The sequence below is a fragment of the Roseibium aggregatum IAM 12614 genome, assembly GCF_000168975.1.
In the GTDB taxonomy this organism is placed as follows: Bacteria; Pseudomonadota; Alphaproteobacteria; order Rhizobiales; family Stappiaceae; genus Roseibium; species Roseibium aggregatum.
This window is the reverse complement of record NZ_AAUW01000005.1, coordinates 98,669-125,526: the sequence shown is the minus strand read 5'-3', so window position 1 is coordinate 125,526 and position 26,858 is coordinate 98,669. Positions and strand designations below refer to the sequence as shown.

Sequence of the window (26,858 nt, the reverse complement as noted above, 5' to 3'; positions counted from 1 at the left end):
CGTGCACTGTCAATGGAAATGGCGCACAAGACATTTCCCCCACCCAGGAAGACGGATTTCATAAAATTCTCAATGACCTCGCCATAATTGGGGAAAAGTCGTTTCATCCCCAACTGGTTTGGGTCCGGTGGTTGCCTGACAAATTAACGTTATTGTAACCTCTGAACAATCAGACACGAGATCTCGTGAGGCAAATCACCAAGAGGCACTAGATATGCCATCAGTAAGCGTGCCTACGCATGCTTAACACGGGGTTAATGGCCGCAGGTCGGTCAAACTAAAGGGTGCGGCGATGAGTTGGACAAACGAACGGGTTGAGCTTCTCAAAAAGCTTTGGGGCGACGGCTTGAGCGCGAGCCAGATTGCGGGAGAACTGGGTGGCGTCACCCGGAATGCCGTCATCGGCAAGGTGCACCGCCTTGGATTGTCCGGCCGTGCCAAATCCACATCTTCAAGCGCAAAGCCGCGCCGGCCGCGGACGGCAGCTCCGGCAACGGGCGCTGCGCCAAAGAAACCGACTACCTCTCATCCGCAGTCCATCGGCGCAACGGCGCTGAAGGCGGATATGGCGCCTGCGCCGGTGATGGAAGCCAAGCCGCGCGTCGAGCCGATTGCCGAGCTGGTGCCGATCTCCCAGCGCGCGACCATCCTGACGCTGACCGAGCGGACCTGCAAATGGCCGATCGGCGATCCGGCGACCGACGACTTCTACTTCTGCGGCCGCCACTCCGATGCCGGCGTCCCCTACTGCGCCCATCACTGCAAGATCGCGTATCAGCCGGTCGCCGACCGCCGCCGCGACCGCAAGACAATGGCTCAGGCAGGCTGATAGCCTCCAGGCAAGACCAGTTCATGAAAGGCCCGCCGTTCTGGTGGGCTTTTTGTTAGGGCGCTCCCAAGGCAGATGCCCTTGTTTTGCTTCGGCGTCTTGCCTTGGCCCGAGCAAGGCCTTCACGCGGGACCTAGCTGCGAAGTCGCAGACAGCTCTTGCAAGGACAGAGCCCCCCAGATACAAAGAAGCCCGCTCGACAGCGGGCTTCTGATCGCATGTTCCGCGCTCTGCCCTCAGGCAGTTGCGGAGGTGAACTGGTCGTTGAAGGCATATCCGGCGCCACGAACGGTGCGGATCGGGTCCTTCGCCTTGCCCTTGTTCAGGGCCTTGCGCAAGCGGCCCACGTGAACGTCGACTGTGCGTTCGTCCACATAGACATCATGCCCCCAGACACCATCCAGCAATTGCTCGCGGGAGAAGACACGGCCGGGGGAAGTCATCAGAAATTCCAGCAGGCGGAATTCGGTCGGTCCCAGGTGAATTTCCTTGGCGTTGCGGCGGACGCGGTGTGTTTCGCGATCCAGTTCGATATCGCCGGACCGCAGCATGGTGGACACCACTTCCGGGCTTGCCCGCCGCAAAATGGCGCGCACGCGGGCCATCAGCTCCGGCACCGAGAAAGGCTTGACCACATAGTCGTCGGCACCGGTCGACAGGCCGCGGATGCGCTCTGCTTCCTCGCCGCGCGCCGTCAGCATGATGACCGGCAGACGTTCGGTGTCCTCGCGCGCTCTCAGGCGGCGGCACAGTTCAATTCCGGACAGACCCGGCAGCATCCAGTCGAGCAGCAACAGGTCCGGCAGGCTTTCGCGCAGGCGGATTTCCGCCTCGTCGCCCCGGACACAGGACTCGACCGAGTACCCTTCTGCTTCCAAATTGTATCTCAAAAGAAGGCTGAGCGGTTCTTCGTCTTCAACGATGAGCACCTTCGGCATACATCTCGCTCCAATTACCGCAACCGGCGCCGAAGCGCCGGCCGTTAAGATCTTCTGCAAATCCGACGAATACGGGCGGGTCAGACCGCACCTGTTTCGTCAACCTTTGCCCGGTCCTCCGGCAGACGTTCGCCAGTGACCATGTAATAGACGTTCTCGGCGATATTGGTCGCGTGGTCGCCGATGCGCTCGATGTTCTTGGCGCAGAACAACAGATGGACGCACTGGGTGATCACGCGCGGGTCTTCCATCATGTAGGTCAGCAGTTCGCGGAAGATGGACGTATAGATCGCATCGACCTCGGCATCGGCTTCCTGAACCCGGCGAGCGGCTTCCGCATCCTTGCGGGTGTAGGCATCCAGCACCTGCTTGAGCTGGGACAGTGCCAGTTCGGTCATGTGCTCGACGCCGATCGCAAGCTTCTTGGACTGCAAGTCGCTGTCGATGGCGATCACCCGCTTGGCCACGTTCTTGGCAAGATCACCGACACGCTCAAGGTCGTTGGCAATGCGGGTGGCGGCGGTAATTTCGCGCAGGTCCTGCCCCATCGGCTGGCGGCGGACGATCAGCTCGATCAGCTTGACTTCAAGTTCGTTGTAAAGGGTGTCCAGACGGACATCGCCCTTGATCGTCGCCTTGGCAAGCTCCAGATCCTGCGACACCAGCGCAGAGACCGCATCGGCGAAAGCCTTTTCGGCAATGCCGCCCATTTCGGCGACCTTGCCGGCCATGGCCGTCAGTTCGTCATCGTAAGCCGTGACTGTATGTTCAGACATCCTGTGTCCCCTTCAGAAACCTAATAAATGCTTAGCCGAAGCGGCCCGTAATGTAGTCCTGCGTACGCTTGTCCTTCGGATTGGTAAAGATGTCCTCCGTCAGACCTTCCTCCACCAGAACACCGAGGTGGAAGAACGCGGTACGCTGAGACACACGGGCAGCCTGCTGCATCGAGTGGGTCACAATCACGATGGTGAAGTTTTCGCGCAGCTCGTCGATCAACTCTTCCACCTTCGCGGTCGCGATGGGGTCAAGCGCCGAGCACGGTTCGTCCATCAGGATCACTTCCGGGCTCACGGCAATCGCACGGGCGATGCAAAGACGCTGCTGCTGACCGCCCGACATGCCGGTACCCGGTTCGTCCAGACGGTTTTTGACTTCTTCCCAAAGACCGGCCTTCTGCAGGCTGGACGCTACGATTTCATCCAGCTCGGCCTTGCTGCGGGACAGGCCGTGGATCCGCGGCCCGTAGGCGATGTTGTCGTAGATCGACTTCGGAAACGGGTTCGGCTTCTGGAACACCATGCCGACCTTGGCGCGAAGCTGCACCGGATCGACCTTGGGATCGTAGATATTCTCGCCGTCGATCTTGATCGAACCCTCGACACGGCAGATGTCGATGGTGTCGTTCATGCGATTGAGCGTGCGCAGGAAGGTCGACTTGCCACATCCCGACGGGCCGATGAAGGCCGTTACGGAGCGCGGCTGGATTTCGATGTCCACGTCCTTGATGGCGTGCGTATCGCCATAATAGACCTGCACCTTGTTCGCGGAAATTTTGCTTTCGGTCATGGTTTTCGCCTGTTCAAAATTCGGCATCTCGTTCATCGGAGCAATCCTTACCAGCGGCGCTCAAACCTGCGGCGCAGGATGATAGCGATAATGTTCATGGTCATGAGGAACACCAGCAGCACGATGATCCCGCCCCATGCGCGCTCATAGAATGCCGGATCGGCGCGTTTCGCCCATTCGTAGATCTGGGCCGGCATGGCCGAGTTCGGAGAGAAGAAACCGGCTGCCACACCATCGGGGAAGTTCGAGGCGATGAAGCCGACCATCCCGATCAGCAGCAGCGGAGCGGTTTCCCCAAGGGCCTGCGCCAGACCGATGATCGTCCCGGTCAGGATGCCCGGCATGGCCAGCGGCAGCACGTGGTGGAAGATCGACTGCATCTTGGATGCGCCGATCCCGAGTGCCGCGTCGCGGATGCTCGGCGGAACGGCCTTCAGCGAAGCGCGGGTGGAGATGATGATCGTCGGCAGCGTCATCAGCGTCAGCACCAGGCCACCGACCAGCGGTGCGGATTGCGGCAGGTGCATGAACTGGATGAACACCGCAAGGCCGAGAATACCGAACACGATGGACGGCACCGCAGCCAGGTTGGAGATATTCACCTCGATGAGATCGGTGAACTTGTTCTGCGGTGCGAACTCTTCCAGGTAAATGGAAGCGGCCACACCGATCGGCAGCGACAGGAACAGCACCACCAGCATCATGAACAGCGAGCCGATCATTGACGCCCCGATGCCGGCCTGTTCCGGGCGGCTGTCGGACGCATCGGTTCCGGTGATGAAGGACCAGTTGAAGCGCTTTTCCAGAAGTCCGGCGGACTTCATCTGATCGACAAGATCCAGATGCGCCGCATCCAGGTTCTTGTCTTCGGCAAGGTCTTCCCGCTTGACGCGGCCCTTCAGGTAACCGTCGACACGGGAAGAGGCGATCAGTTCGAAGGTGACGGTCGTGCCGACCTTGTCCGGATTGGCAAGCGCATAGTCACGAACCGTTGCGGCAGCGCCTGACGAGAACAGCTTCTGCAGGTCCTTGGCCGACATTTCGGTGGTGATGTTGGCACCGGCGAGTTCCTTGGCGAAGGCGTCGTCGATGATGGCCCGGTACTTGGAGGTCTTGACCACCGACTTTTCCGCGTCATCAATCTGCTGCTGGTTTAGCGGGACATCCACCTTGACGAAGGTCTGGCTGAAAGCACCGAGACCGTTGGAGAGGATCGCCCACAACAGCGCGACGAGGAAGAACAGGCCGATGCCGATGGCGATTATGCCATAAAGCTTGAAGCGGGCTTCAGCGGCGTTGCGCTTCTTGGTCAGCGGATCGAGTTCGAGGATCGACGTGATCTTGTTCGGGGTCGGAGCACTGGTCTTGCCCGACGGAGGCGTAAGGGTCGTGTCGGTCATTAGTCGTACTGCTCCCGATATTTGCGCACGATGTAGAGCGCGACGATGTTGAGCCCCAGGGTCACGACGAACAGGGTCATGCCGAGCGCAAAGGCGACCAGGGCTTCCGGGGAGGCAAAGTCGGCATCGCCGGTGAGCTGGCTGACGATCTTCGCGGTCACGGTGGTCATCGCTTCGAGCGGGTTCATGCTGAGCCGGGCGGCTGCGCCTGCGCCCAGAACAACGATCATGGTTTCACCGATGGCACGCGAGGCCGCCAGCAGGATAGCGCCGACGATGCCCGGCAGAGCCGCCGGCAGAATGACCTGCTTCACGGTTTCCGAATGGGTCGCGCCAAGGCCGAGCGAGCCGTCACGCATGGCCTGAGGCACGGCGTTGATGATGTCGTCGGAGAGCGAGCTGACGAAGGGGATCAGCATGATGCCCATGACGGCACCCGCGGTGAACACCGAGGAAGCACCGGACATCCAGCTTACGCCGAGCGCACCACCGGAGCCGAAGACATTCATCAGGAGCGGGCCGACCGTCAGCAGCGCGAAGAGGCCGTAAACGATGGTCGGGATACCGGCCAGGATCTCAAGTAAAGGCTTCGCGACGGCACGCACGTGCGACGTTGCATATTCGGAGAGGTAAATTGCGGCGAACAGGCCGATGGGGACGGCAACGGCGAGCGCGATCAGGGAAATATACATGGTCGCCCAGATCAGCGGCACGATGCCTAGCTCCGATCCGCCACCGAAGCTCGGCGCCCAGGTCAGGCCAAAGAAGAAGTCCGCGGCCGGATAGAGCCGGAAGAACTCGACCGTGTTGAAGATCAGCGACAGCACGATGCCGACAGTCGTCAGGATGGCGATGGAGGCCGCGGCGATCAGGATGTAGCGGACAACCGTTTCCACCACATTGCGGGCACGGAAATCCTTGTTGGTGCGCATCACACCGACGGCGAAACCGATCAGACCGGCAGCCAGAACGGCGATGGACCGCAGCAGCAGGCCAGTGCCGGAAATGCTGCGGTAGGTCTGTGCGGCCCGTAGCGTTTCGGCGGTCACCTCGGACCCGAGCGCAACACCGATCTCGCCGAGACGGCTGCGCACGTCAGTCAGCTCGGTCCGGATGGAGGACGCCATATCGGCCGACATAACGCCCTGAGAAACGGCAAGGTCGAGACCTTCAGCAACACGCACGACGTCGCTCATGATGAGATCGAGCGAGCTTGCGGCGATGGTCTCTTCGGAAATCTTGGAAGATACCTGACTGTCCAGAACGATCGGCTGGATGATCAACCACGCAATGAGCAGCAGGAGGGCGGGAACCAGTATCGAAACGACGACGTTCCAGCCGTAGTAGCCGGGCAGGGAATGGAGCTCTCGCGAATCCCCTCCAGCAGAACTTAACGCTTTTCCGCGGCCGACTATGTATCCGGCGACAGCCAGTACCAGCAGCGCAATAAGAATATAGGGAAGTGACATAGGGCGACCCAACCGGCAAAGAAGAAAGAAAGGGCGGCCGAAGCCGCCCTTTCGGAAAGATGTGCTTAGTTGCCCATCGTTTCTTCGGCTTCGATGGAAGCCTGAGTAGCAGCCAGCTCCGGATCGGAAACCAGGCCATACTGGGCCAGCGGGCCGTCAGGGCCAGCGATTTCGTCGGAAACGAAGAACTGAGCGTATTCTTTCAGGCCCGGGATCACGCCGATGTGTGCCTTCTTGATGTAGAAGAACAGCGGACGGGAAACCGGATACTCACCAGCAGCGATGGTTTCAGTGGACGGAGCAACGCCGGCCATGGTTGCCACTTTGAGCTTGTCGGTGTTGTTTTCGTAGAACGCCAGACCGAATACGCCAACGCCGTTCGGGTTGGAGTCGATGCGGGCCAGGGTCTCGGTGTAGTCGCCGTCGATGTCGACAGACTTGCCGTCGGTGCGAACTGCGATGCAAGCATCTTCTGCGTCGTCTTCGGACATGCCGCCGTCGATCATGGCCTTCAGAGCGCCGGATTCTTCACAGCCGACAGCCAGAACTTTTTCTTCGAACACTTCACGGGTGCCGTGCTTGGTTCCCGGAATGAAAGCAGCGATTTCTGCGTCCGGCAGGGAAGCATCAACTTCCGACCACTTGGTGTACGGGTTGTCGACGATCTGGCCGTCCTTCAGGACTTTCGGGGACAGAGCGTTGAACCACTGCACCTGGGTGAATTCGTTGAAAGCCGGGCCGTCTTTCTGGGAAGCGAAGACGATGCCATCGTAGCCGATACGGACTTCGATGATGTCTTTCACGCCAGCTTCGGCACAAGCCTTGATTTCCTTCTCGCGGATAGCGCGGGAAGCGTTTGCGATGTCGATGGTGTTTTCACCAACACCGGTGCAGAATTTCTTCAGACCTGCAGAGGAGCCGCCGGACTCGACAACCGGGGTCGGGAAGTCGGTGTTTTCGCCAAATGCCTCAGCAACGATGGAAGCATAAGGAAGAACCGTGGAAGAACCAGCAATCTGCACCTGGTCGCGGGCCTGAGCCGAACCAACGAATGCAGTGGAAGCAACGGCAAGAGCAGTTGCGCTAACGAGGGTCGTAAATTTCACTTGACCACTCCCTTTGAATGTCAAGGTTTCTAGATGATCACCGCGCTTTGATCTGCACGAGCGATGCGGGGAACCTAGGCTCCACGGATGAGAGTTCTATGACAGTTCCTTTTCAGTTTTGTGACAATTTAAGCAATTGAAATTGCTCGATAAAAACCGCTCCTTGACGGTTTTGTGTCGCAGCCAGTCACAAAAACAGGCGTCAGAGTGCACAGTGTGCGTCTCTCACCTGCATCGGCAAAGTTGGCAGTGACGCTTTTTAGTCAGCCTGCCCTCTCAGACACGATCAGGCATGCTCTGCGGCACCTTCCGTGACGGCCAGTTACGGTTACGCGATCAGGTATCGGCAGATCAGAGATGCAGGGCCGGAAGCGCCTGCGCCTCGGCAGCTTGCTGCCTGCGTTTTTCCGCAGACAGGGGAATCAGTCCCTTGCCCGCCAGGTAACCGTCATCGCCCCAGGCTTCGTCGCTGGTGAAGGCGGATATATACGCCTCCATGCCTGGAATAAGGCCGACGTGTTCCTTCTTGATGTAGAAAAACAGCGGACGGGACACCGGATATTCGCCAGATGCAATTTTTTCGAACGTCGGCTCGACCCCGTTGACGCCGACACTCTGGATCTTGTCTCGGTTCTGCATCAGGAAGGAATAGCCGAAGATACCGACCGTTACGGGATTGGCTTCCAGCGCGCCGACGATCAGGTCGTCATTTTCGCCGGCCTCCACAAAGCTGCCGTCCCGACGTATCCGGGTGCAGCCGCCCTTCTCCAGATCCTTGACTGCCTTGCAGCCCTCTTCCATGACAAGTTCCTCGAAGGCGTCACGGGTTCCGGACGTTGGCGGCGGCCCCAGCACCTCGATCTTTTCCTGCGGCAACGTGGCGTCGATATCCGACCAGGCGAGGTTTGGATTGTCGACAAGTTGCCCGTTCGCCGGAAGCTTCCCTGGCTGCTTCTCTGGCAGCTTCTCCGCCAGCGCCTCGAAGATCTGCTCGACCGTCAGGGTGAACTTCGGCCCCTTGCGTGAATTGGCCAGGACGATGCCGTCATAACCGATTTGCACTTCGACAGGCGTAACACCGTTGGCGTGGCAGGTTTCCAGTTCCGGCGCCTTCATGCGCCTGGAGGCGTTGGTGATGTCCGGCGTGTGTTCGCCGACGCCACTGCAGAACAGCGCAAACCCCGCACCGGACCCTGTGGATTCGACAATCGGGAACTTCATACCGCTGTTGCCGACTGCTTCCGCGACCGCGGTTGAAAAGGGAAACACCGTGGACGAACCGACAATAAGCAATCGGTCGCGCGCTTCGGCGCTCAGAGACACCAGGCAGAAAAGACCACACAAGGCAGCGCGAGCAGAAAAACATATCGGCACGTCAAAACTCCTGGACGAATAATGCGGGCGCGATCCGGAACACCGGGTATTCCTCCCGGCGGATCGCCTTGCCGGTCACAAAAGACTGTTCCGATCTTACTGGGGCAATCCTCTAGCAGCCTCCCGTCTCAGGAATACGACAGTCGACTGCGCGGTTTCAGGCAGAGATCTTCTCGGGCAGGCCTTCCGCGTTCTCGGTGGCAGGCAAACTGACCTTGAACGTCGCCCCCTGCCCCGGTTCGCTTTCCACTTCCAACCGGCCGCGGTGGCGCGTCAGGATGTGCTTTACGATGGCAAGTCCGAGGCCTGTGCCTTTCATCGCCCGGCTCGATTCCACATCGACCCGGTAGAAGCGCTCCGTCAGGCGCGGCAGATGTTCGCGCGGAATGCCCTCGCCGTAATCGCGAACCGACAGTTGCCAGGACAAGGCGTCCTGAGGCGCGGCCGGCTTCGAAAGGCCAACGTCAACAAACTTGCCGTCGTGACCGTATTTCAACGCGTTCTCGATCAGGTTTTCCGTCACCTGGATAAGCTCGTCCCGGTCCCCCTTTATCCGCACCGGCGTTTCCGGAAGCTGGAGCCGGATCTCGACACCCATGTCGGAGGCAAGCGGCGACAGCGCATCGGCCGTGTGCCGCACGATCTCCGACAGATCGACCTCATTCGCGGGACGGACATGGGCCTTCAGCTCAATCCGTGACAGGGACAGGATGTCGTCGATCAGCCGGCGCATCCGCCCGGCCTGGTCCAGCATGATCGACAGGAACCTGTCGCGCGCGTCCGGGTCGTTGCGGGCGGGCCCCTGCAAGGTTTCGATAAAGCCTGTCAGCGAGGCCAGTGGCGTACGCAGTTCATGGCTGGCATTGGCGACAAAATCCGTGCGCATGCGTTCCAGCCGGCGGTTCTCGGTCAGATCCTGGATCACCACCAGAATGAAGTCCGGCAGCTTCGGAACCTTTTCCTGCACACCGCTGCCGGGCATGTAGATCGGCGAGATATGGGCCTCGTACCAGGTTTCGGTCGGCACCTTCTCGATCCAGCTTATCTTCTCTGCTTCACCGGTGGCGCAGACACGGTCGAACGCTTCCAGCAGCGAAGGCGCGCGCAGCGAGAAGGACAGAGGATCACCGGGTTTCACGCCTTCATAAATCGACAGGGCCGGCTTGTTGACATAGCGGGTGATGCCCCGCCCGTCGGCAACGAAACAGGGGGTTGGCAGGGCATCAACGGTGACCTTCATGCCCGTGCCCGGCCACATCCTGCGGATTTCCCGCTGCGCATTCAGCTTGACCCTGCGGCTCGATGACTTGCGGGGAACGAAACAGGCGACGACAACCATTGCCGCCATGACCAGCAGTCCCGTCGTCAACGGCACTTCGTGCAAGACGACCGCACCGGTGATGGCAGCAAACGCGAACAGCAGAATCCAGCGGGCTTCGCCGAGTCTGGTCAGGGGCGATGCGGCCTGCCGATCTTCAGCGGGCTCTTCGATTGGCGAAGGCGGTTGGGTCATGGCCTGTCGAGCGGATTCGTTTCAGCGGTTGGTCTCCCGAGTGCAGACACTATTTCGACGTCTCAGTAAATGCGCAAGGCCGGAATAGGGAGATCGGGGCAGCATGGAAGCACTCCCCTAACATGGAAAACATGTCATCCAAGCGACAAAAAAAGACTTTCCTGAAAGCGCACTCAGCAGTGCCGGAAGACGGTGCCCGGTTTCAGCTTGCAAGGCCGGGAACCGTCGCCGCGCGCAACCCTGCCGGTCAGCGGCTTTTTGGCAAGGGATGCCTGGCGGCCGCCTTCAGATTGTCCACAATGCGCGGCCAGCCATCAGCTTGACGCATGCGTTCCAGATACTCCGCCCCGGCTTCGCCATGCCTTAGAAACTCGCTATGGACGATTTCCAGCCGCGTGCTGTCTCCCGCTTCTCGGAAGTTGACCATGACACGGCTTGCAGTTGCAGGATCCGGGACTTCCTCGCCATCGCGGCTGACCTGCCAGGCAAGGCGGACGTAGAGTGGAGGCTCCAGAGACAGGACGGTTCCCCACACCCTGTGCTGCCCGCCGGCGTCGATCTCATAGCAGCTTCCGCCGGCATAAGGATCGATCCCCGCCTCCACCTTGCCGTCTCCCGCATTCTTGAATGGAGAGGTCCACCACAGGTCGAGCCGGTCGACAAACAGTGAAAACGCCTGAGCTCGTGGGAGATTCAAGATGCCTTCGACCCGGCACTCGGTGTCATTTGTCATTTTTTTCCGTCAAATTCGTTCATTCCAACCCCAAACGCACTGTTTCACATTTAGGCCCGGCTTGGCAAAGTAGCGCTTCCCTAGCCGATTCAAACGTCAGATACATGACGTGCAGTTTCACCCGGATACCGCCAAGACACTTGCCTGCTCGCAACAACGAACCGGAGACAACATGAAGCACGATCGCGCGTTCGATCCGCAATATGGAACCGCCGTCGAACTGATGCCAGGCGTGCGCCGGCTGACGGTGAACAATCCGGGACCTTTCACCTTTCACGGCACCAACAGTTATCTTCTGGGGACCAACCGGCTGATCTGTGTCGATCCAGGACCTGCCCTGGAAGGCCAGGTCGAGACCATCCTGAAGGCGGCACAAGGCGCCACAATCGAGGCAATCCTGGTGACGCATACGCATGTGGATCATTCACCGGGCGCGCGGCTTTTGAAAGAACGGACGGGGGCAGAGATCCTCGGATGCGGGCCGCACCGGCCGGCGCGTGCGCTTCTGGAAAACGAGGTCAACCCGCTCGATGCCAGCGGGGACAAGGACTATGCACCCGACAGATTGCTGGAAGACGGCGAGGTATTCGAGGCTGCCGGCATTTCGCTGGAAACCGTCGCCACCCCCGGCCACACCTCCAACCATCTGTGCTTTACGCTCACCGGCGAACCGGTTCTGCTGTCAGCGGATCATGTCATGGGCTGGTCGACATCGGTGGTCGCACCGCCTGACGGCAGCATGCGGGATTATATGGCCTCCGTCGACAAATTGCTGGCCCGCACGGAAGATATCTATCTGCCCGGGCATGGCGGCATGGTTCGCAACTCGCTTGACTACGTCCGCGATCTGAAGCGCCACCGGCTCGACCGGGAAGCTTCCATCCTGCGAGAACTGGCGAAAGGTGAAAGATCGATCCCGGAAATCGTTTCGGTGCTTTATGCCGCCGTCGATCCTGCGCTGCATCCCGCGGCAGGTCTGTCGGTCTTCGCGCATCTGGAAGATCTGGCAAACCGTGGCCGTGTCGAAGCCAGCCCGGAGCTGCCGCTTACCGCCCGTTACCGCCTCACCGAATGAGCCTGCGGGCGATCAGCCTTCAAGATCCACCGCATCCAGACCTTCGGCAACCGGCGCGTCTTCATCCTCGAAATATGGTTTGAAGCTCGGCAGCGGAATTGTCTCGCGCAGATCCTCCACCGGTTCGGCCGGCAGATCCTCTTCCAGCTCCGTCTCATCGACGGACAGTCTCGCCAGATCGCCATAGGTCTCCAGCAGCACCCGGTCGATTTCGCTGAAGACCAGACGGATGCGATCCGCGTTGTTGGTCAGGTCCTTGAGCGGCGTGCGCGAGCGCGAGCGCACATCAAGCAGCGCACCAACCGTATCCGGTCGAATGCGCAAGACGATGTCGTGTTTCAAGCCGAGGATCTGCGAGGTGCCTTCGGCCTGGAGGTAGGTCGGCGCGTCCAGGAGATCGGGTGGTAATTCGTCGACGACCTGCCAGTTCAGCGCTTCAAGCGCCTTGGCACTGGCCGCATGAAGTTGGGCCGTGGAAATGCGGTATCTGCGGGGAACGATATCGGGATAAAGGCGATCTTCCACCGACGTGCCGGCTACGCTCCTATCCGGCACGGCGCCTGTATAGGCAGCGACACTCGGCCAGACGTCTTCCACGAGCACCGTGTTCAGCCAATCGAGAAACGGCTGGTCGTCGGAAATCACCGTCGTTTCCAGGCTGGGCGGATCTGTTCGATTTGTCGCAAGGTCGCTCGCGCCTGCGTGCATCACCAGCATGCCGACAACAAGCACGGGCGTAGCCAGTGCCAGCATGCCCAGAAACAGCCCGGTGAGCGCTGCCGGGACGCCGGGTCCGCCATAGGTCCAGATCCGGTGAAAGCCGAACAGCGCAAGCAGAATGGCACTGAGCGCAATCGTTGCCGCTGCAATGAGAGACAGGACGAAGACGTCCGCTTCGATGAGACCGAAGCGCTTTGCCAGAAAAGCAATTGCCGCAAGCGCCAGCGCCACGGAGCCAGCCGTTCGGCTTGCCGGTGCTGAAGCTGTTTTGTAAACGGCGTAGCGCTTCATGAGATCCTATCTCGCATGGCCTGCCGCATCGGCGCGGCGTGCTGTCCACCTGATTGTTTCTTCGTTTACAGCCAAATTGTCAAAAATGAACTTCACTTCGGCGATGAACACATCATACATTCCTTCTGGGCAAACGATAAACGTGCAAGCAAGACACGCCGGAATGACAGTTTCAAATCGGGGTAAGGCATGACCGGATTGCGGTCCCGCCATACGGCAAATGAACCGGAGCAACGCGCGACCGGTGACGGAAAACAAAAAGCGTTTTCACCTTTTGGCCTGTTCCGGCCGGGTTCTGCCAATATCTGCCTGTGCCACCTGCTTGTTCTGACGCTGCTGCTGTCGCCCATCGCGCTGGGGTTTGCCTTCCTCTTTGCCGAACAGGGCGGCCGCTGGCAGCAGGCGCATTACCATTATCTGCGAACGACGATTGCCCTTCTGATCATCGGCCTGAGCGCTGGTGGTCTGATGATCCTGCTTGGAGCTTCGATCTCCTCGGCGCTGATGCTGGCCGGACTGGGGTTATGCGCCGTTGCGGTGCTGCTGTGTTACGCCCGGTCGGGTCTTGGTTTCTACAGCGCCCTGCGCGGCTCTCCACTGCGCAATCACAGAAGCTATTTCATATGAACCGCCAGTCATATACTTGCCCGAATGACCGACGCGCTTAATTGGTAAAGAAATTATTACCGTATTACTTCAAATCCGCTCCGGATTCGTTACATCTTGTTATCGTTTTTGACTGGCTGATTTCCGCCAATAAGCGCATGCTTTTTGACATCCGATGCAGAAATCGGCTGAAAGGCGTGTTTTACGCCTTCCGTTTGCCGCAATTGGATACGACATGCACACCGCCCGCGAGCCATGAATATTTCAACCCAGAGAGCGGGCACTGGAAGAAACAACGGACGAGACAGATGTCTGAGCAACCTGCACGCCCTGCCCCGAAGCAAACCGCCGACGCGAAACTGGTCAACCTCTACAAGCCCGTCGGCATCGCAGCCCTCAATGCGGCTGCCCTTTGCAAGAATTCAGGCACGGTAGCGAAGAAGAAAAACTGAGCAGCCGCTCCTGACGCGTCCTGCGCCCAAACCGATCGCTGGCTTCCTTTCAGCCAGCCGGCCGTGGTGTTGAACGACGCATGGTTACTGCCGGTATGACCCCGGTCTGGGATAGTGCACGGACATGCAATCGGCGACGATTGAATGTCCGCCATCCGGAAGCGGCTAAGCCCGACGGGTGCCGCAAAGTTACTTCTTTCAGATGGTTGCCGTCTTCCGATCTGTTGGGCAAACTGCCGCCAAACAGGGCGCGGTTCGTGCCCTCCGGCGGAGACTTGCTGCATGATCATTGCCTATTGCCCGACGGTGAAAGGGCTGGAGCGTATCGAGCTTTCCTCTGATGCCCCTTTGCCGTCCACGTCCGTGTGGATTGACCTGATCGCCCCGACGCCGGAAGAGCAAAAGGCAGCAGAAAAACTGATGGGCGCGGAAATCCCGACACGGGACGAGATCGCTTCCATCGAAACATCCGAAAGGCTTTATCTGGAACCGGGCGCCGTGGTGATGACCGCGCAGCTTCCCATCGCCACCCAGATGATCGACCCGGCCCTTTCGTCTGTCACCTTCGTCGTCAACGCCAAGCGGCTGGTGACGGTTCGCTATGGCGAACCGAAGTCCATCGCCCTTCTGTCGCGCAAGGTTCAGGCCGATTCGGGTATCGCCCACAAGGGTCCGGCTGTTCTGTTCACATTGCTCGACATTATCGTCGACCGGTGTGCCGACGAAATGGAAAGCGCCTCAACCCGTTATGACAAGCTGGCCGTGCAGGTGTTCGGCGACGGCCTCAACATGCGCAAGACTGCCAGTTATCAGATCGCCATCAAGCAACTGGGGCAGATCGGATTGCATGTTTCCAAGATGCACGACGTTTGCACAAGCCTCTCACGGATGATGCTTTACCTCAGCACACATGCCAAACGGCTGAACCTGAACGAGGAGCAGGAAGCCGACTGCAAGATGTTCGGCAGGGACATCCATTCCATCAAGGAACACGGCGACGCGCTGGACAACAAGCTGTCCTTCCTGCTGGACGCGACCGTCGGTCTCGTCACGCTGGAACAGAACCAGATTTCCAAGATCTTTACCGTCGTCAGCGTGATCTTTCTGCCGCCGACGCTGATCGCGTCGATCTACGGCATGAACTTTGCCAATATGCCCGAGCTGAACTGGCAGCTCGGGTTTCTTTTCTCGCTTGGCCTGATGGTGTCGTCGGTGGCACTGACGTTCCTGTTCTTCCGATGGAAACGCCTGCTCTGATCCTTCAATCCACCTGACCGCTCAAAAGCGCGGCTTCCCCGGCAAGCACATCACGGGTAGAGGCGCGCCTTGCTCCAGGGCTGATCCGTGGACGTGCGGGTGAATTGCACCCGGTCGTGCAGGCGGAATGGCCTGTCGTGCCAGAATTCGATGGAAAGCGGCACCAGACGCATACCGGACCAATGGTCGGGCCGCGGAATGTCGCCGATGCCGAATTTGGCGGTATATTTAGCCACTTCCTTTTCCAGCGCGAACCGGCTTTCCAGCGGTCGGGACTGCCTGGACGCCCAGGCGCCGATCCGGCTGCCGCGCGGACGCGAGCGGTAATATTCGTCCGCTTCCTCGTTCGAGACCTGTTCGACCAGACCACGGATGCGCACCTGGCGGCGCAGAGACTTCCAGTGAAAGCACATGGCGGCCTTGCCGGCGGAGAGCAGTTCCTGCCCCTTGGCGCTTTCGAAGTTTGTGTAAAAGACGAAACCACGTTCGTCGAAGTCCTTCAGCAGAACCATACGCACATTGGGCAGGCCGTCTTCGTCGACGGTCGACAGGGCCAGGGCGTTGGGGTCGTTTGGCTCCGAAGCTCTGGCGTCCTCAAGCCATTCTGCAAAAAGCTCAAATGGTTTCACTACCTCTGTAAAGTCACTTTTTGTTAACTCTTCAGGGGGATCTTTAAGGTCTGTCATCGGTAACCTGTCGAAGGAAACGACAGCCTTTAGAGCGGCGCCAAAAGCCGGACCGGGGGGCTGCCTGAAAAATGTATCGTATGCGTTCATATACTGCCGGTCACATGAAGATCCAACCCTTAGCCGCACTTTGCGTGGCCCTTGCAACCGCACTTGGCGGCTGCAGCCAGTTCTCCGTGCCGATGGGCAGCAACAATATCGATTCTCCGACGCTCCTGACGGGCTCCATTCCGTCCGCATCGGATGTCGCCTACGCCGACATCAACGAGGACGACCGGTCGGTCATCGCGCAGAACCTCGACACCATCGGCCCGGACCTTGCCGCCGGAAAACCGACAGACGCCCTTTCGCTGACGTGGCTCAATTCGATCAGCGGCAACTCAGGCACCTTGTCGAGCATCAACGCGTCCACGTTCAGCGAGACCGGCTGTCTCGGTTTCAAGACAACCGCAAATACCATCGTCGGGATCAAGCTCTACAGCGGCACGGCCTGCCGGGACGTGACGCAAAAGTTCGCAGTCACCAGTCTGAACGTCGCCGACGCTTGAACCCAGCCGAAAACCAGCTAAAACCGGAAGGTCCTCAAGTCTAAGGCCAGGGTCTGGAATTTTTTCCTATCCATCCCGATATAGAGGACAAGTCCGGTCAAGCATGACCTGCTTCACCTGCACGCTTCGTTCGGCTTGCCGATCAAGGCAGTGCGCAGGTCAGCCTGCCGGAAAATCTTAGGAACCTGGTGAGACGAATGCGTGATCCCTACAGTGTTCTCGGGGTGGCAAAATCTGCCAGCGAGAGCGAAATCAAGAAGGCCTTTCGGAAGCTGGCCAAGAAATACCATCCGGATCAGAACAAGGATGATCCGACGGCGGCGCAGCGTTTTTCCGAAGCAAATCAGGCTTACGAAATTGTCGGCGACAAGGAAAAGCGCGCCAAGTTCGACCGTGGCGAAATCGACGCGGAAGGCAAGCAGCGCTATCAGGCGCATGGTTTTGACGGCTTTTCCGGATATGAAGACTTCGGTGGTGGCGCGCGCACCCACAAGACGTCCGGAGCCGGCGGCGGCAGTTTCGACGACATTCTGAACGACATTTTCGGCAGCTTCGGCGGCGGCCGTGCGCGTGCCGGCGCGGGAGCCGGCCCCGGTGGCGGTTTCGGTGCCGGAGCCCGTGCCAAGGCACCGCCCAAGACGAAGGGTGCCAACGCGGAACTCGTCGCCCGCGCCTCGCTGGAAGACATCGTCAACTCCGGCAAGACCCAGGTCACGCTTCCTAGCGGCAAGACGGTGAATGTCACCCTGCCCAAGGGCGTGGTCGAAGGCGAAAAGATCCGGCTCAAGGGCCAGGGGCATCCGGGTGAAAACGGCGGCCCCGCCGGCGACGCTCTGGTCGAGATTCGCTTCAAACCACACAAGCTTTTCGAAGTGAAGGGATCCGACCTTCACCTCGATCTGCCGCTGACGCTTTATGAAGCCGTTCTGGGCGCGAAAGTACGCACGCCGACCCTGTCCGGAGCCGTCAATCTGACCATTCCGGCCAATGCCTCCAGCGGCAAGACCATGCGGCTGAAGGGCAAGGGATTGCCAACGAAAACCGGTGGCCACGGCGACCTGCTGGTCAAACTGCAGATCGTGATGCCGCCGCACAGCGATGACGAGCTGGATACGCTGATGCGGGCCTGGAAGGAAATTACGCCGTATCGCGCACGCGGTCCGGAGTTCGACTAGGCCGCATCCGCGTCAACGCGTTGAAACTTCTTTTCGCCCCGCTTGTAACCACTGGCGGGGCGACCTTGTTTTCTGTTTCCAATCCCTCCCCCGCCGGCCTCCATCTTTCTCAAATGCCATGCCTTGCGTATTTACATAACAAGTTATATATCATGTTATGTAACTGGAGAGACCCATGAGCGAAGACGTCGTCCGCGCCCTCGGCTATGCCACGCTGGGCAGCCGGCTGAAGCGGATCGGAGAAATTCTGCAGGCACAAACGCAGACCGTCGCCGCCGAACTTGCCGGCACCGATCTGCCAACGCCGCACAACCCCGTTCTTGCCGCACTTGATCGGCAGGGTCCGCTGAGTATCGGCGATCTGGCGAAGACCCTTGGCCAGAGCCAGCCGGGCGTAACCAGAACGATCAACAAGATGAAGTCGGATGGACTGGTTGAATCCGTTCCCTCGCAACAGGACCGTCGCGTGACGACGATCGGCCTGACCGACAAGGGAGTAGCCCTCGTCGCCCATCTGAAAGAAACGCTCTGGCCCGCGATCACCCTGGCCGTTGCCGATGCCTGCAACAGTCTGGAAGGCCCTCTGCTTGACCAGCTTGCCGGTCTGGAGGATGCCCTTTGCACGAGCCCGCTTTCTGTCCGCTGCAAGGACATGCCGTTGCAGAACTGGAACTCTCTGCAATCGCCTCCGGAGATTGAACGATGATCAAGCGCATCTGGCATGGCTGGACAGACCCCGGCATGGCCGACACCTATGCCCATGGTCTTACGACACAAGTCATTCCGGGCATCGAAGCGAAAGCCATTCCCGGCTATCTCGGCCTCGAGGTGCTTCGAAGGAACCTGGAAACAGAGGTGGAATTCATCACCATCATGAGTTTCCGCTCGCTTGACGACATCATCGCGTTTCAAGGCCCGGATTACGAGCGCTGTTATGTGCCCGATGCCGCCCGGGAAGTGCTGAAGCGATGGGATCTGATTTCACAACACTATGAGCTCGAAGATGCACGCAGTTATGAATGAACCGAGCCGGGACAGCCTTCTGAAGCGGGTTGTCTGGTCAGCCCTGACCTCCCGGCATGCGCAATTCAGCAAGGGTGGCGACCTTGCCCGCCGTTTTGATCCGGCCATCTCTCCCTTCGCGGCAGCGGCGAACAACTCGCCCGAAGCTCTGGCAGCCCTGGCGGAGCTGATTCAAGCGGGTGACGACCGGGCGTTCATACTGCAGGCGGATGACATCGCCCTGCCCAAAGATCTTGAGGCAGAGATTACCGCGCTTGGTGTTCTCATGGTGGAAGTTTCCCCGTCAGCAGGCCCATCCCGACCGACTTCAATCGTGCAGCTGGATGAAACCGATGTCCCGGAGATGGTCGAGCTTGCAACACTGACAAAACCGGGCCCGTTCACCGCACGCACGCCGGAGCTGGGCACGTTCTTCGGCATCAGGCTGGACGGCCGTCTGGCTGCAATGGCGGGCAGCAGGATCAACCTCGACGGCTATACGGAAGTCAGCGGGATCTGCACTCATCCCGATTTCCGAGGCAGAGGCCTGGCATCCGAGCTCTCTCTTCATGTGACTGAAGTCATCAGGAGCCGCGGCGACATTCCGTTCCTTCACGCTTACGCGGACAATCACGGAGCAATCGCTCTCTACCGCAAGCTGGGTTTCGAGATATGGCGGGAGGTCAACGTAGCCGTTGTCAGACGCAAGGCTCAGGTCACCCCTGACTGACCCCTCACATCGGAATTGCGCCGGTCTCTTTCTTCCTCAAACCGGGTGCGACGCTGGCGCAGATATTTTGTAGCCGACCGGTAATGGCTGGGGCCGGCGGCTTCCGCCCAGCGGCCCGTCGTCCACTTGTTGTTGGAGCCTTTCATCGGTCCGCCGTAAAGTTCTTCCTCGTCCAGGCCTTCGATCAGGGCAAGCAGTTCGGCGTGATTGCTGTCCAGAAGCGAGCGCACTGACTGCCACGACAGGCCGGATTGTCTCTGCCTCAGATCGGCATTGTATCTGGGCGTCTCGTTCCACTTGTAACCTTTGGCCGGAAACCAGACGGGCCTGCCCGCCAGCCCGTCCCGGTACCAGCCCAGGAACAGGTCGATCCAGTGGGCTCTGTGGCCGACGATATCTTTCGGCGAAATGCCGTCCGCATCCTTTTCAAGGCGCAGCATTGCAGGCAGGTCGTCAAGAAGCTGTTGCAGCTTCGAAAACTCACGCTCGCTTGCGGCCAGCAGTTCTGTCTTGGATGTTGCCGGCATGCCGCTCTCCCATGACCGCCTCATGCGGGATCAGATGGCCTGACGTTCCCTCGTTGGTACGCAGATCACCTGTCCTGCCAGCCGTACCACCAGTAGGCACCCTGAAGATAGAGCTTGCGCAGGGACGGTAGCGGAAACCTGGCGAAGGGACGCCGCAAGGGGACCGGCAGGTCACCCGGCTGGAGCTTGCCCAGCATCAGCCCGGCGACCTTCTCTCCCGAGATGGAGGCCATGGCGATACCGCTGCCGTGCCACCCCATTGCGGCATAGATGCCCTCAAGGCCGGGCACTTCACCGACGAAAGGGGTGAGATTGCGCGCGAGGCACACGTGCCCATACCAGCTATGTTCCGCTTCGACGTCGGCCCAGGCAGGAAACATCTCCTCGAAATCCGCCCTGGCACGCTTGTACATGGCCGCAAGGGACTGGGCGTTTTCGAATATCCCGCCGCGCGTGCCGAACAGGAACCGTCGGTCCGGCAACAGACGGAAATAATGCAACAGGTTGCGTGTATCCGCTGCCATCGTGTCGGCAGTCCAGCCCTGCGCTGCCAGTTCGTCCTCGCTCAAGGGCCGGGTAACCAGGATGGACGACATCACCGGCAGCGTGCGCCCGTGCAGCCACCTGGGAGCGTCTTCACGCGCATAGCCGTTGCCAGCCAGGAGAACCTTTTTGGTCCGGATGAAACCGTGCTGGGTTTCCAGATGCCAGCGGTCGCTGTCCCGGGTGATACCGGTCACCGGTGTTTTTGCGAAGATCTTGCCGCCGACGCGGCGCACCTGCTCCGCCAGCGCCTGAACGTAGGCCATGGGATTGAGCGCGAAACCATAAGGCATGTGCATGCCCCCGTGGAATGCCGGCCCGCCATACCCTTCCGCATCCAGGTCCGTCTTGGAAAGAACCCGCGCCTTGATGCCGAAGTTTTCCTTCAGGAACGCGGCTTCCGCCTGAAACCCGGCGAAATCCTTCGGCCGGTGGGCCAGGTAGATCTCTCCCTTGGAATGACGGTCGGCGTCAACACCCCAGCTCTCCAGCCGCTGGGCAACAAGATTGACGCCGGCAACCTGATAGGCAACGAAGCGGCGCGCTTCTTCCAGACCGAATTTCTTGATCAGGCGGTGCTCGTCGAGCTTGGTTCCGCCCAGGCAGCAAAACCCGCCATTGCGGCCCGACGCACCGTAGCCGACGTGTTCGGCCTCCAGAACACAGACCGAAACACCAGCCTGTGCAAGCCGCAGCGCAGCACTCAGCCCGGCAAACCCTGCGCCAATGATCGCCACATCGAACACCGCGTTGCCGATAAGCTGCCGGTCCAGTCTGACCTGCGGAACGCTGGCTTCCCAGTAACTGCCGATGGTTCGGCGCGTTTCCGTGCGATTCAGCGGCATCTCAAAATCCGAGCCTGTCCCGCAGTGAAAACCAGGTCATGGCCAGCACCAGAAGCGGGAAGCGCAGCCGGTCGCCGCCGGGGAAAGACGGTATGTCGAGCTTTTCAAAGACATCGAAACGCCCGGCAGTGCCTGTAACGGCTTCCGCCAGAATCTGTCCACCAAGGGTCGCCATGGCAACACCGTGGCCGGAATAGCCACCGGCGGTCAGCATGTTGGGGGCCAGACGCGCGAAATAAGGCATGCGCTTGGGCGTGATCGCCAGTGTGCCGCCCCAGCCGTAGTCGATGCCCACATCGCCGAGCTGCGGGAAGATTTCCAGCATCGGTTCACGCACGAAGGCCTTGATGTCTTCCGGGAAGCGATAGCCGTAATTCTCGCCGCCGCCGAACAGCAGCCGGCGGTCGGCGGACAGGCGGAAGTAGTTGATCACGAACTTGCTGTCAGCCACAGCGACATTGTTGCGAATGATCCTCTGCGCTTCGTCTTCCGAAAACTGTTCGGTCGCCACGATGAAATTGTTGATCGGCATGACGTGCGCGGCGGTCCGGCGGTCGAGACGGCCAAGATAGCCATTGCAGGCCAGAATGAGGTGATCCGCGCGAACGTCGCCCTGCCCGGTCCTCACCGTGATCCGCTCCGTGCCCTGGCCCTCAATACCGGTGACCTTGGTTTCCTCGAAAATCCTGGCCCCTGCGGCTTCGGCCGCCTGGCCGAGACCAAGCGCGAAATTGAGCGGATGAAGGTGACCTGCCCCCGTATCCAGAGATCCGCCGTAATAGCGCGGACTACCAACCTGTTCGCCGATTTCGTCAGGTCCGACGAAGCGGATGTCCTCATAACCGTAGACGAGCCTGAGATGCTCGACATAGTCGCGGCTTTCCTCGACAAAACTCTTGCGGTGATCGGCATGCAGTATCCCCGGCGTGTAATCGCAGGCGATCTGGTGTTTCACGATCAGGTCCTTGACCAGCGCCTTGGAATCCTCAGCAAGATCCCACAGCAATCTGGCGTGAGACTTGCCATGGCGTTGTTCCAGGACCGTCTGGTCCATGCGCTGGCCGGACCCGACCTGGCCGCCGTTGCGGCCCGAAGCGCCCCATCCGATCCGGTTGGCTTCCAGCAGGATGACATCGACCCCACGTTCGGCCAGATGCAAGGCGGCCGACAGCCCGGTGTAGCCGCCGCCGATGACGCAGGCCGTGCACGTATGAGAGCCATCCAGCACCGGGTGAGCCGTTTGCCTGTTGGCAGTCGCTGCGTAATAGGAAGGTGGGTGTTGACCTGGCGTGTCATTAGCTGTCAGGAGATCAAGCGAAGTCAGCATGTCGGAAGCCAGGCCCTCTTATCAACATGAATTGCAGTGGCGGGGAGTTCAACGCCACATTCCCTTGTTCAGCAGTGGGATTCAAGGTGTAATCAGTCGATAGCAGGCAGGTTTTACCTGATTTTGCAAGCTCTTGAGGATCCCGTAACGTCAGGAAGCCCGGCCAGAAGGCTCAGATGACGCAAAAGGAAGGCAAAACTGTGTTTGGTCCCGTAGAACATCCCTGGTTCGATCCACTTTGGCGCAGAATTGTGCTGGTCGCCTTTTGCGCCGGCTGGACCGGCGTGGAATATGTCTACGGCACGACCACCTGGGTCTATATCATGTCGGCCATCACCGCCTACGCGGCATGGGCTTACCTGTTCCGCTACAAGGGACCTGACGATCCGAGCCGGGTGACCCGCCAGCGGATGGAAGACGATGAGGGTTGAGGCCTGGGACAGGATTGCAGCCGGGCGCAGTAAGAGACCGTTCTTCCGGTTCCTGAAATCCGCCATTCCGGTGCTGTTGATCTGGTGGGCCAGTGCTGCAACCGCACAGGAAGCCGGTTCTGCTGTCGATGTTCTCAACAAGCGCTGCGTGGTCTGCCACGGCTGTTATGACGCCCCCTGTCAGCTCAAGCTGTCGTCGGCCTCAGGCTGGTTGAGGGGAGCGAGCAAGCAGAAAGTCTATGATTCCTCCCGGCTGGAGGATGCACCGATGACGCGTCTTGGCGTCGACGCGAAAACCGTTCCGGACTGGCGCGCCAAGGGGTTCTTCAATGTTGCCGGCACACAGGGCGGACCATCCGTTCTGGAACAGTTGCTTCTGGCCGGTCGCAAGACTTCGTTCAAACTCGGGGCCCCGCTTCCCGTCGACATCGACATTTCCACACTGCGGGCCAATACCTGCGCCATGCCCGGCAAGGTGAAGGATTATCTCAAGGAACATCCGCAGGGCGGTATGCCCTTTGCCATGGCACCGCTTGCCGACGGCGACTACGAGACCTTGCTGACCTGGGCCCGGGATGGCGCACCTGCCCCGGACACCGACAAGCGCCTGCCGAAGAGCGTCACGCAGACAGTGCAGGCCGTCGAAACATTCTTCAATCGTGGCGACCGACGATCGAAACTTGTCGCCCGCTATGTCTACGAGCACCTGTTCCTGGCCCATCTGCATCTGGAGGGCGACGACCAGAACCGGTTCTTCCGGGTGATCCGCTCCAGAACCCCGGCCGGTTCCCCCGCCGATGAAATCGCCACGCGCCGCCCCTTCGACGATCCGGGCGGGCCCTTTCATTACAGGCTCATCCCGATTGACGGCACCATCCTGCACAAGGAGCACATGGTCTATGAAATCGGCCCCAAGCGCCTCGACCGCTATGCAGACCTGTTTCTGAAAAGCGACTGGGAGATCGAGAGCCTGCCGTCCTATTCAACGGCCGCGGGCGGCAACCCTCTGTCGACGTTCCGCGCGATCCCTGCCCGCAGCCGCTATCAGTTCCTCCTGGACGACGCGCTGTATTTCGTCCGGTCCTTCATCCGCGGCCCCGTCTGCTACGGACAGGTTGCCGTCAACGTGATCGAGGACCGCTTCTGGGTGTCTTTCCTGAACCCGGATGCCGACCTCTCCATTACGGACCCGACCTTCCTGGAAACCGCGATCCCGATCCTGGAACTGCCGGTCGCGCAATTCGGTGGCAAAATATCCAAGCGGCTGGAAGCGTTCCTGTCGCTCGGGCCGGTCAAGTATCAGGAGTTTCGCAAAGGACGATACGAGAGCAAGTTCAAGGCTGAAGGCGGTCCGGACTATAGCGATATCTGGGACGGCGACGATACCGAGGTCGATGCCCGCCTGACGGTCTACCGCAATTTCTCATCCGCGTCGGTGGTGACCGGTTTTGTCGGTGCCATACCGGAAACGGCCTGGGTCATCGACTTTCCGCTGTTCGAGCGGATCTATTACAATCTGGTCGCCGGGTTCGACGTCTTCGGCAACGTGGAGCACCAACTGACGACGCGTCTCTACATGGACAGCCTGCGCCGCGAGGGGGAGCGGACATTCCTGTCGTTCCTGCCGCCACAGGTGCGCAAACCGTTGCACGACAGCTGGTATCAGGGGCCGCTCGTCAATCTTGTCGATCTCTGGAAGGAAAGTGCGCTCGACAGCAAGTCGCCGACGGGAATCCACTTCACCACCAGCCACACCAAAACGGAGTTCCTGACCTCCCTGCTGCGCAAACCTGCGGGTCTGTGGGCCGAGCACGATCCCATCAACCGCTGCAGCGGAAGCACCTGCGCGGCCGACGACACCCCAGCCGGTCAACTGCGCCCGCTTGTCCAAAAGCCTGCCCCATATGCTAAGTTCCTGGCAGATATCTCGGTGCTTCTCGTGGAGACGGAGCGTGACGCGCAGGTATTCACGCTGGTGCACGACATGGCCCACAGCAATGTCGCCTTCATCTTCAACGAGGACCTGCGCCGCGAGCCGCAGAACGACAGCGTGACGGTCGTTCCCGGCCAGTTCAGCAGCTATCCGAATTTCATGTTCAAGGTGAGCCAGGCGCAGCTACCGACCTTCGTCGAGACGGTTCGGGCGATCCGATCGCAGGACGATTATCTCAAACTCGTGGAACGTTTCGGCATCCGCAGAACAGATCCGGCCTTCTGGACCGAGTTCGACCGGATCCAGACTGCCCTGAGAGACCAGGATCAACTTCAGGCGGGTTTGCTCGATCTCAACCGGTACCGGGACCCGAAACCCCTCGATCCGATCGATCGGCTGTTCGAGTTCACCTTCTCGATGGATTAATCTTGAGGCTTGAGCGGGTGGGCTTTTGCTCAGCCAAACACTCTTCCTCATCCTGAATGTCTGTTCCGAAAGTGGTGCCCGGGGCGACTGCAACAACCACATTTGTCATTCCCGCGAAGGCGGGAATCCAGTAAAGCGTGAGGTGAGAATTAAGTTTCCAAAGCAAATTCATGAGGTTACTGGATCCCCGCCTTCGCGGGGATGACAACTGAGGAGGGCGGAAGTTCGTTACACGAACCACGTCAACTGCGCCCTCTGACACTTTCGGTCCAGACGTCCAGGATAAACCGGAGTTTGTTGTGACCAGCCCGACAAACAGCTTACATCCATGAACAACCTCCTCATCCCGCTTCCCCGCCAAGTTCCCGAAACATCCAGTCGCAGAAGATCTGGGCGTCGGGACCAAGTGCCTGGCGGGGGCCGTCGGTGACGAGATAGTAGCTGTGCCGGCTCTTGATCTTCTTGTCTGACGACCGGATCAAGCGGCCACTGTCCAGATAGGGCTGGGCGAGCGTTTCCAGCACCAGGGCATGGCCATGGCCAAGAGCGGCCAGTTCCAGGGCCGACAGGGTCTGGTCGACCTGCAGGCCATTGCGCTTGGGCACTGCATGGCCATGGCTGCGGAAGAAGCTCTCCCAGGTATCGATGACGCCCATGATGTCGAGACGGGTTGCCCCTGCCAGCGCTTCGATGTCACGCTTGTCCGGGTCGAGGGCCAGTTCCGGATGGCAGACCGGAATGATCGGGTCGTTCACCAGAAACGACACCACCCCGTCGGTCCAGCTGCCGTCACCGAAGCGGATATCGATGTCGAACAGTTCCGGACTGAGCGTTTCTGCCCAGGAGGCCGAGATCATCTGCAGGTCGACGCCCGGGTGCGCTTCCTGGAACGCGCGCAGCCGCGGGATCATCCAGAGCTGACCGAAGCTGTTGAGACAGCGGAAACGGACCGGCTGCCTGTCGCGTTCGCCAAACACCGAAACCGTGGCGATGGACAGGTCGGAAAAGGCCTTCTCGACCGTCGGCAGGTAGGTCTGCCCGAGCCGGGTCAAAACCAGCTCGCGGTGAACGCGGTCGAAGAGCGGATAGCCGAGGAGCTGCTCCAGTTGGCGCACCTGATAGCTGACGGCAGCGGGGGTGATGAGAAGCTCTTCCGCTGCCCGGGTAAAGTTCCCCAGCCGGGCGGCCGCCTCGAATGCGCGCAGCCACGTGAGCGGTGGCAGGCTATAGGCCATTTCGCCGTCCTTTCTTCTCCCGGTGGAACATCTGCCTCCACCTGCCGAAACGAATTCGCACCTGTGTAGACAGACTGTTCCTTCAAATATTTTCGAGGCTATACCAAATATTTTTTCG

General features: G+C 59.8%; 27 protein-coding genes. 12 read left to right on the top strand and 15 right to left on the bottom strand.

The genetic code is table 11. From position 1 onward, the window contains the following. The first annotated feature begins 292 nt into the window (after positions 1–292). Positions 293–829, top strand: a complete 537-nt coding sequence (locus SIAM614_RS08235) for a GcrA family cell cycle regulator (protein ID WP_006933582.1) — start codon at positions 293–295, stop codon at positions 827–829. 236 nt (positions 830–1,065) lie between these two features. Here the strand turns inward: SIAM614_RS08235 and phoB are convergent, their stop codons facing one another. The 9 genes from phoB to SIAM614_RS08190 all read right to left on the bottom strand — a co-directional run bounded on the left by phoB (position 1,066) and on the right by SIAM614_RS08190 (position 10,931). Then, on the bottom strand, positions 1,066–1,767 hold the full coding sequence (gene phoB / locus SIAM614_RS08230) for a phosphate regulon transcriptional regulator PhoB (protein ID WP_006933581.1): 702 nt from the start codon (positions 1,765–1,767) through the stop codon (positions 1,066–1,068). Between the two features lie 80 nt (positions 1,768–1,847). Next, positions 1,848–2,543: a phosphate signaling complex protein PhoU gene (phoU, locus tag SIAM614_RS08225; protein WP_006933580.1), complete on the bottom strand. Its 696-nt coding sequence runs from the start codon at positions 2,541–2,543 to the stop codon at positions 1,848–1,850. Positions 2,544–2,574: 31 nt separating this feature from the next. Then, the gene (gene pstB / locus SIAM614_RS08220) at positions 2,575–3,372 is read right to left on the bottom strand and encodes a phosphate ABC transporter ATP-binding protein PstB (RefSeq protein ID WP_006933578.1); all 798 of its coding nucleotides are present in this window, start codon (positions 3,370–3,372) and stop codon (positions 2,575–2,577) included. Positions 3,373–3,383: 11 nt separating this feature from the next. Continuing rightward, positions 3,384–4,736, bottom strand: coding sequence for a phosphate ABC transporter permease PstA (gene pstA, locus SIAM614_RS08215; RefSeq protein WP_006933576.1), 1,353 nt, complete (start codon positions 4,734–4,736; stop codon positions 3,384–3,386). After that, positions 4,736–6,205 carry a phosphate ABC transporter permease subunit PstC gene (gene pstC / locus SIAM614_RS08210; RefSeq protein WP_006933573.1) on the bottom strand — a complete coding sequence of 490 codons (1,470 nt, stop codon included), beginning with the start codon at positions 6,203–6,205 and terminating at the stop codon, positions 4,736–4,738. The genes pstA and pstC overlap by 1 nt, the downstream gene beginning before the upstream one ends. Before the next feature lie 65 nt (positions 6,206–6,270). Next, positions 6,271–7,311: a substrate-binding domain-containing protein gene (locus tag SIAM614_RS08205; RefSeq protein WP_006933571.1), complete on the bottom strand. Its 1,041-nt coding sequence runs from the start codon at positions 7,309–7,311 to the stop codon at positions 6,271–6,273. 351 nt (positions 7,312–7,662) lie between these two features. After that, positions 7,663–8,679 (bottom strand): substrate-binding domain-containing protein, encoded by a 1,017-nt coding sequence (locus SIAM614_RS08200; protein WP_208983933.1) that lies wholly within the window; start codon positions 8,677–8,679, stop codon positions 7,663–7,665. 163 nt (positions 8,680–8,842) lie between these two features. Then, positions 8,843–10,198 (bottom strand): ATP-binding protein, encoded by a 1,356-nt coding sequence (locus SIAM614_RS08195; RefSeq protein ID WP_006933568.1) that lies wholly within the window; start codon positions 10,196–10,198, stop codon positions 8,843–8,845. Between the two features lie 247 nt (positions 10,199–10,445). Beyond that, positions 10,446–10,931 carry an SRPBCC family protein gene (locus SIAM614_RS08190; protein ID WP_006933566.1) on the bottom strand — a complete coding sequence of 162 codons (486 nt, stop codon included), beginning with the start codon at positions 10,929–10,931 and terminating at the stop codon, positions 10,446–10,448. Positions 10,932–11,103: 172 nt separating this feature from the next. On the opposite strand from SIAM614_RS08190, the gene SIAM614_RS08185 reads away from it, so the two are divergent. Next, the gene (locus tag SIAM614_RS08185; protein ID WP_006933564.1) at positions 11,104–12,006 is read left to right on the top strand and encodes an MBL fold metallo-hydrolase; all 903 of its coding nucleotides are present in this window, start codon (positions 11,104–11,106) and stop codon (positions 12,004–12,006) included. A gap of 12 nt (positions 12,007–12,018) precedes the next feature. Here the strand turns inward: SIAM614_RS08185 and SIAM614_RS08180 are convergent, their stop codons facing one another. After that, a complete protein-coding gene (locus tag SIAM614_RS08180) occupies positions 12,019–13,017 on the bottom strand; it encodes a DUF1499 domain-containing protein (protein ID WP_006933562.1) in 999 nt (332 codons plus the stop codon). Positions 13,018–13,206: 189 nt separating this feature from the next. On the opposite strand from SIAM614_RS08180, the gene SIAM614_RS08175 reads away from it, so the two are divergent. The 3 genes from SIAM614_RS08175 to SIAM614_RS08170 all read left to right on the top strand — a co-directional run bounded on the left by SIAM614_RS08175 (position 13,207) and on the right by SIAM614_RS08170 (position 15,332). Next, positions 13,207–13,644: a hypothetical protein gene (locus SIAM614_RS08175; protein ID WP_006933559.1), complete on the top strand. Its 438-nt coding sequence runs from the start codon at positions 13,207–13,209 to the stop codon at positions 13,642–13,644. Between the two features lie 41 nt (positions 13,645–13,685). Next, entirely contained in the window at positions 13,686–14,075 is a 390-nt protein-coding gene (locus SIAM614_RS31945) for a hypothetical protein (RefSeq protein ID WP_157139739.1), read from the top strand. 282 nt (positions 14,076–14,357) lie between these two features. After that, positions 14,358–15,332: a magnesium transporter CorA family protein gene (locus SIAM614_RS08170; RefSeq protein WP_006933557.1), complete on the top strand. Its 975-nt coding sequence runs from the start codon at positions 14,358–14,360 to the stop codon at positions 15,330–15,332. Positions 15,333–15,382: 50 nt separating this feature from the next. Here SIAM614_RS08170 and pdxH read toward each other — a convergent pair whose 3' ends face one another. Then, positions 15,383–16,018 (bottom strand): pyridoxamine 5'-phosphate oxidase, encoded by a 636-nt coding sequence (gene pdxH, locus SIAM614_RS08165; protein WP_040439685.1) that lies wholly within the window; start codon positions 16,016–16,018, stop codon positions 15,383–15,385. Between the two features lie 80 nt (positions 16,019–16,098). Between pdxH and SIAM614_RS08160 the strand changes: the two genes are divergently transcribed. The 5 genes from SIAM614_RS08160 to SIAM614_RS08140 all read left to right on the top strand — a co-directional run bounded on the left by SIAM614_RS08160 (position 16,099) and on the right by SIAM614_RS08140 (position 19,473). After that, the gene (locus tag SIAM614_RS08160) at positions 16,099–16,566 is read left to right on the top strand and encodes an RT0821/Lpp0805 family surface protein (RefSeq protein WP_208983919.1); all 468 of its coding nucleotides are present in this window, start codon (positions 16,099–16,101) and stop codon (positions 16,564–16,566) included. Positions 16,567–16,763: 197 nt separating this feature from the next. Further along, the gene (locus tag SIAM614_RS08155; protein ID WP_006933554.1) at positions 16,764–17,741 is read left to right on the top strand and encodes a DnaJ C-terminal domain-containing protein; all 978 of its coding nucleotides are present in this window, start codon (positions 16,764–16,766) and stop codon (positions 17,739–17,741) included. 175 nt (positions 17,742–17,916) lie between these two features. After that, positions 17,917–18,447 (top strand): MarR family winged helix-turn-helix transcriptional regulator, encoded by a 531-nt coding sequence (locus SIAM614_RS08150; RefSeq protein WP_006933553.1) that lies wholly within the window; start codon positions 17,917–17,919, stop codon positions 18,445–18,447. Then, positions 18,444–18,764 (top strand): antibiotic biosynthesis monooxygenase family protein, encoded by a 321-nt coding sequence (locus tag SIAM614_RS32905; protein WP_006933552.1) that lies wholly within the window; start codon positions 18,444–18,446, stop codon positions 18,762–18,764. Before SIAM614_RS08150 ends, SIAM614_RS32905 begins: the two co-directional genes overlap by 4 nt. Continuing rightward, on the top strand, positions 18,745–19,473 hold the full coding sequence (locus tag SIAM614_RS08140; protein WP_198137284.1) for a GNAT family N-acetyltransferase: 729 nt from the start codon (positions 18,745–18,747) through the stop codon (positions 19,471–19,473). The genes SIAM614_RS32905 and SIAM614_RS08140 overlap by 20 nt, the downstream gene beginning before the upstream one ends. Here the strand turns inward: SIAM614_RS08140 and SIAM614_RS08135 are convergent. From SIAM614_RS08135 to SIAM614_RS08125, 3 genes are all read right to left on the bottom strand, one after another. Continuing rightward, a complete protein-coding gene (locus SIAM614_RS08135) occupies positions 19,455–20,000 on the bottom strand; it encodes a ClbS/DfsB family four-helix bundle protein (protein ID WP_006933550.1) in 546 nt (181 codons plus the stop codon). The two genes, SIAM614_RS08140 and SIAM614_RS08135, sit on opposite strands and share 19 nt — an antisense overlap. A gap of 65 nt (positions 20,001–20,065) precedes the next feature. Continuing rightward, positions 20,066–21,388, bottom strand: coding sequence for an NAD(P)/FAD-dependent oxidoreductase (locus SIAM614_RS08130; protein WP_006933549.1), 1,323 nt, complete (start codon positions 21,386–21,388; stop codon positions 20,066–20,068). A 1-nt stretch (position 21,389) separates the two neighbouring features. Continuing rightward, positions 21,390–22,715, bottom strand: coding sequence for an NAD(P)/FAD-dependent oxidoreductase (locus tag SIAM614_RS08125; protein WP_040439622.1), 1,326 nt, complete (start codon positions 22,713–22,715; stop codon positions 21,390–21,392). 200 nt (positions 22,716–22,915) lie between these two features. On the opposite strand from SIAM614_RS08125, the gene SIAM614_RS08120 reads away from it, so the two are divergent. Further along, positions 22,916–23,146: a hypothetical protein gene (locus tag SIAM614_RS08120; protein ID WP_040439682.1), complete on the top strand. Its 231-nt coding sequence runs from the start codon at positions 22,916–22,918 to the stop codon at positions 23,144–23,146. Continuing rightward, on the top strand, positions 23,136–25,505 hold the full coding sequence (locus SIAM614_RS08115; protein WP_006933546.1) for a fatty acid cis/trans isomerase: 2,370 nt from the start codon (positions 23,136–23,138) through the stop codon (positions 25,503–25,505). Before SIAM614_RS08120 ends, SIAM614_RS08115 begins: the two co-directional genes overlap by 11 nt. A 341-nt stretch (positions 25,506–25,846) precedes the next feature. Here SIAM614_RS08115 and SIAM614_RS08110 read toward each other — a convergent pair whose 3' ends face one another. Further along, the gene (locus tag SIAM614_RS08110; RefSeq protein WP_006933545.1) at positions 25,847–26,740 is read right to left on the bottom strand and encodes a LysR substrate-binding domain-containing protein; all 894 of its coding nucleotides are present in this window, start codon (positions 26,738–26,740) and stop codon (positions 25,847–25,849) included. Between the last annotated feature and the right edge of the window lie 118 nt (positions 26,741–26,858).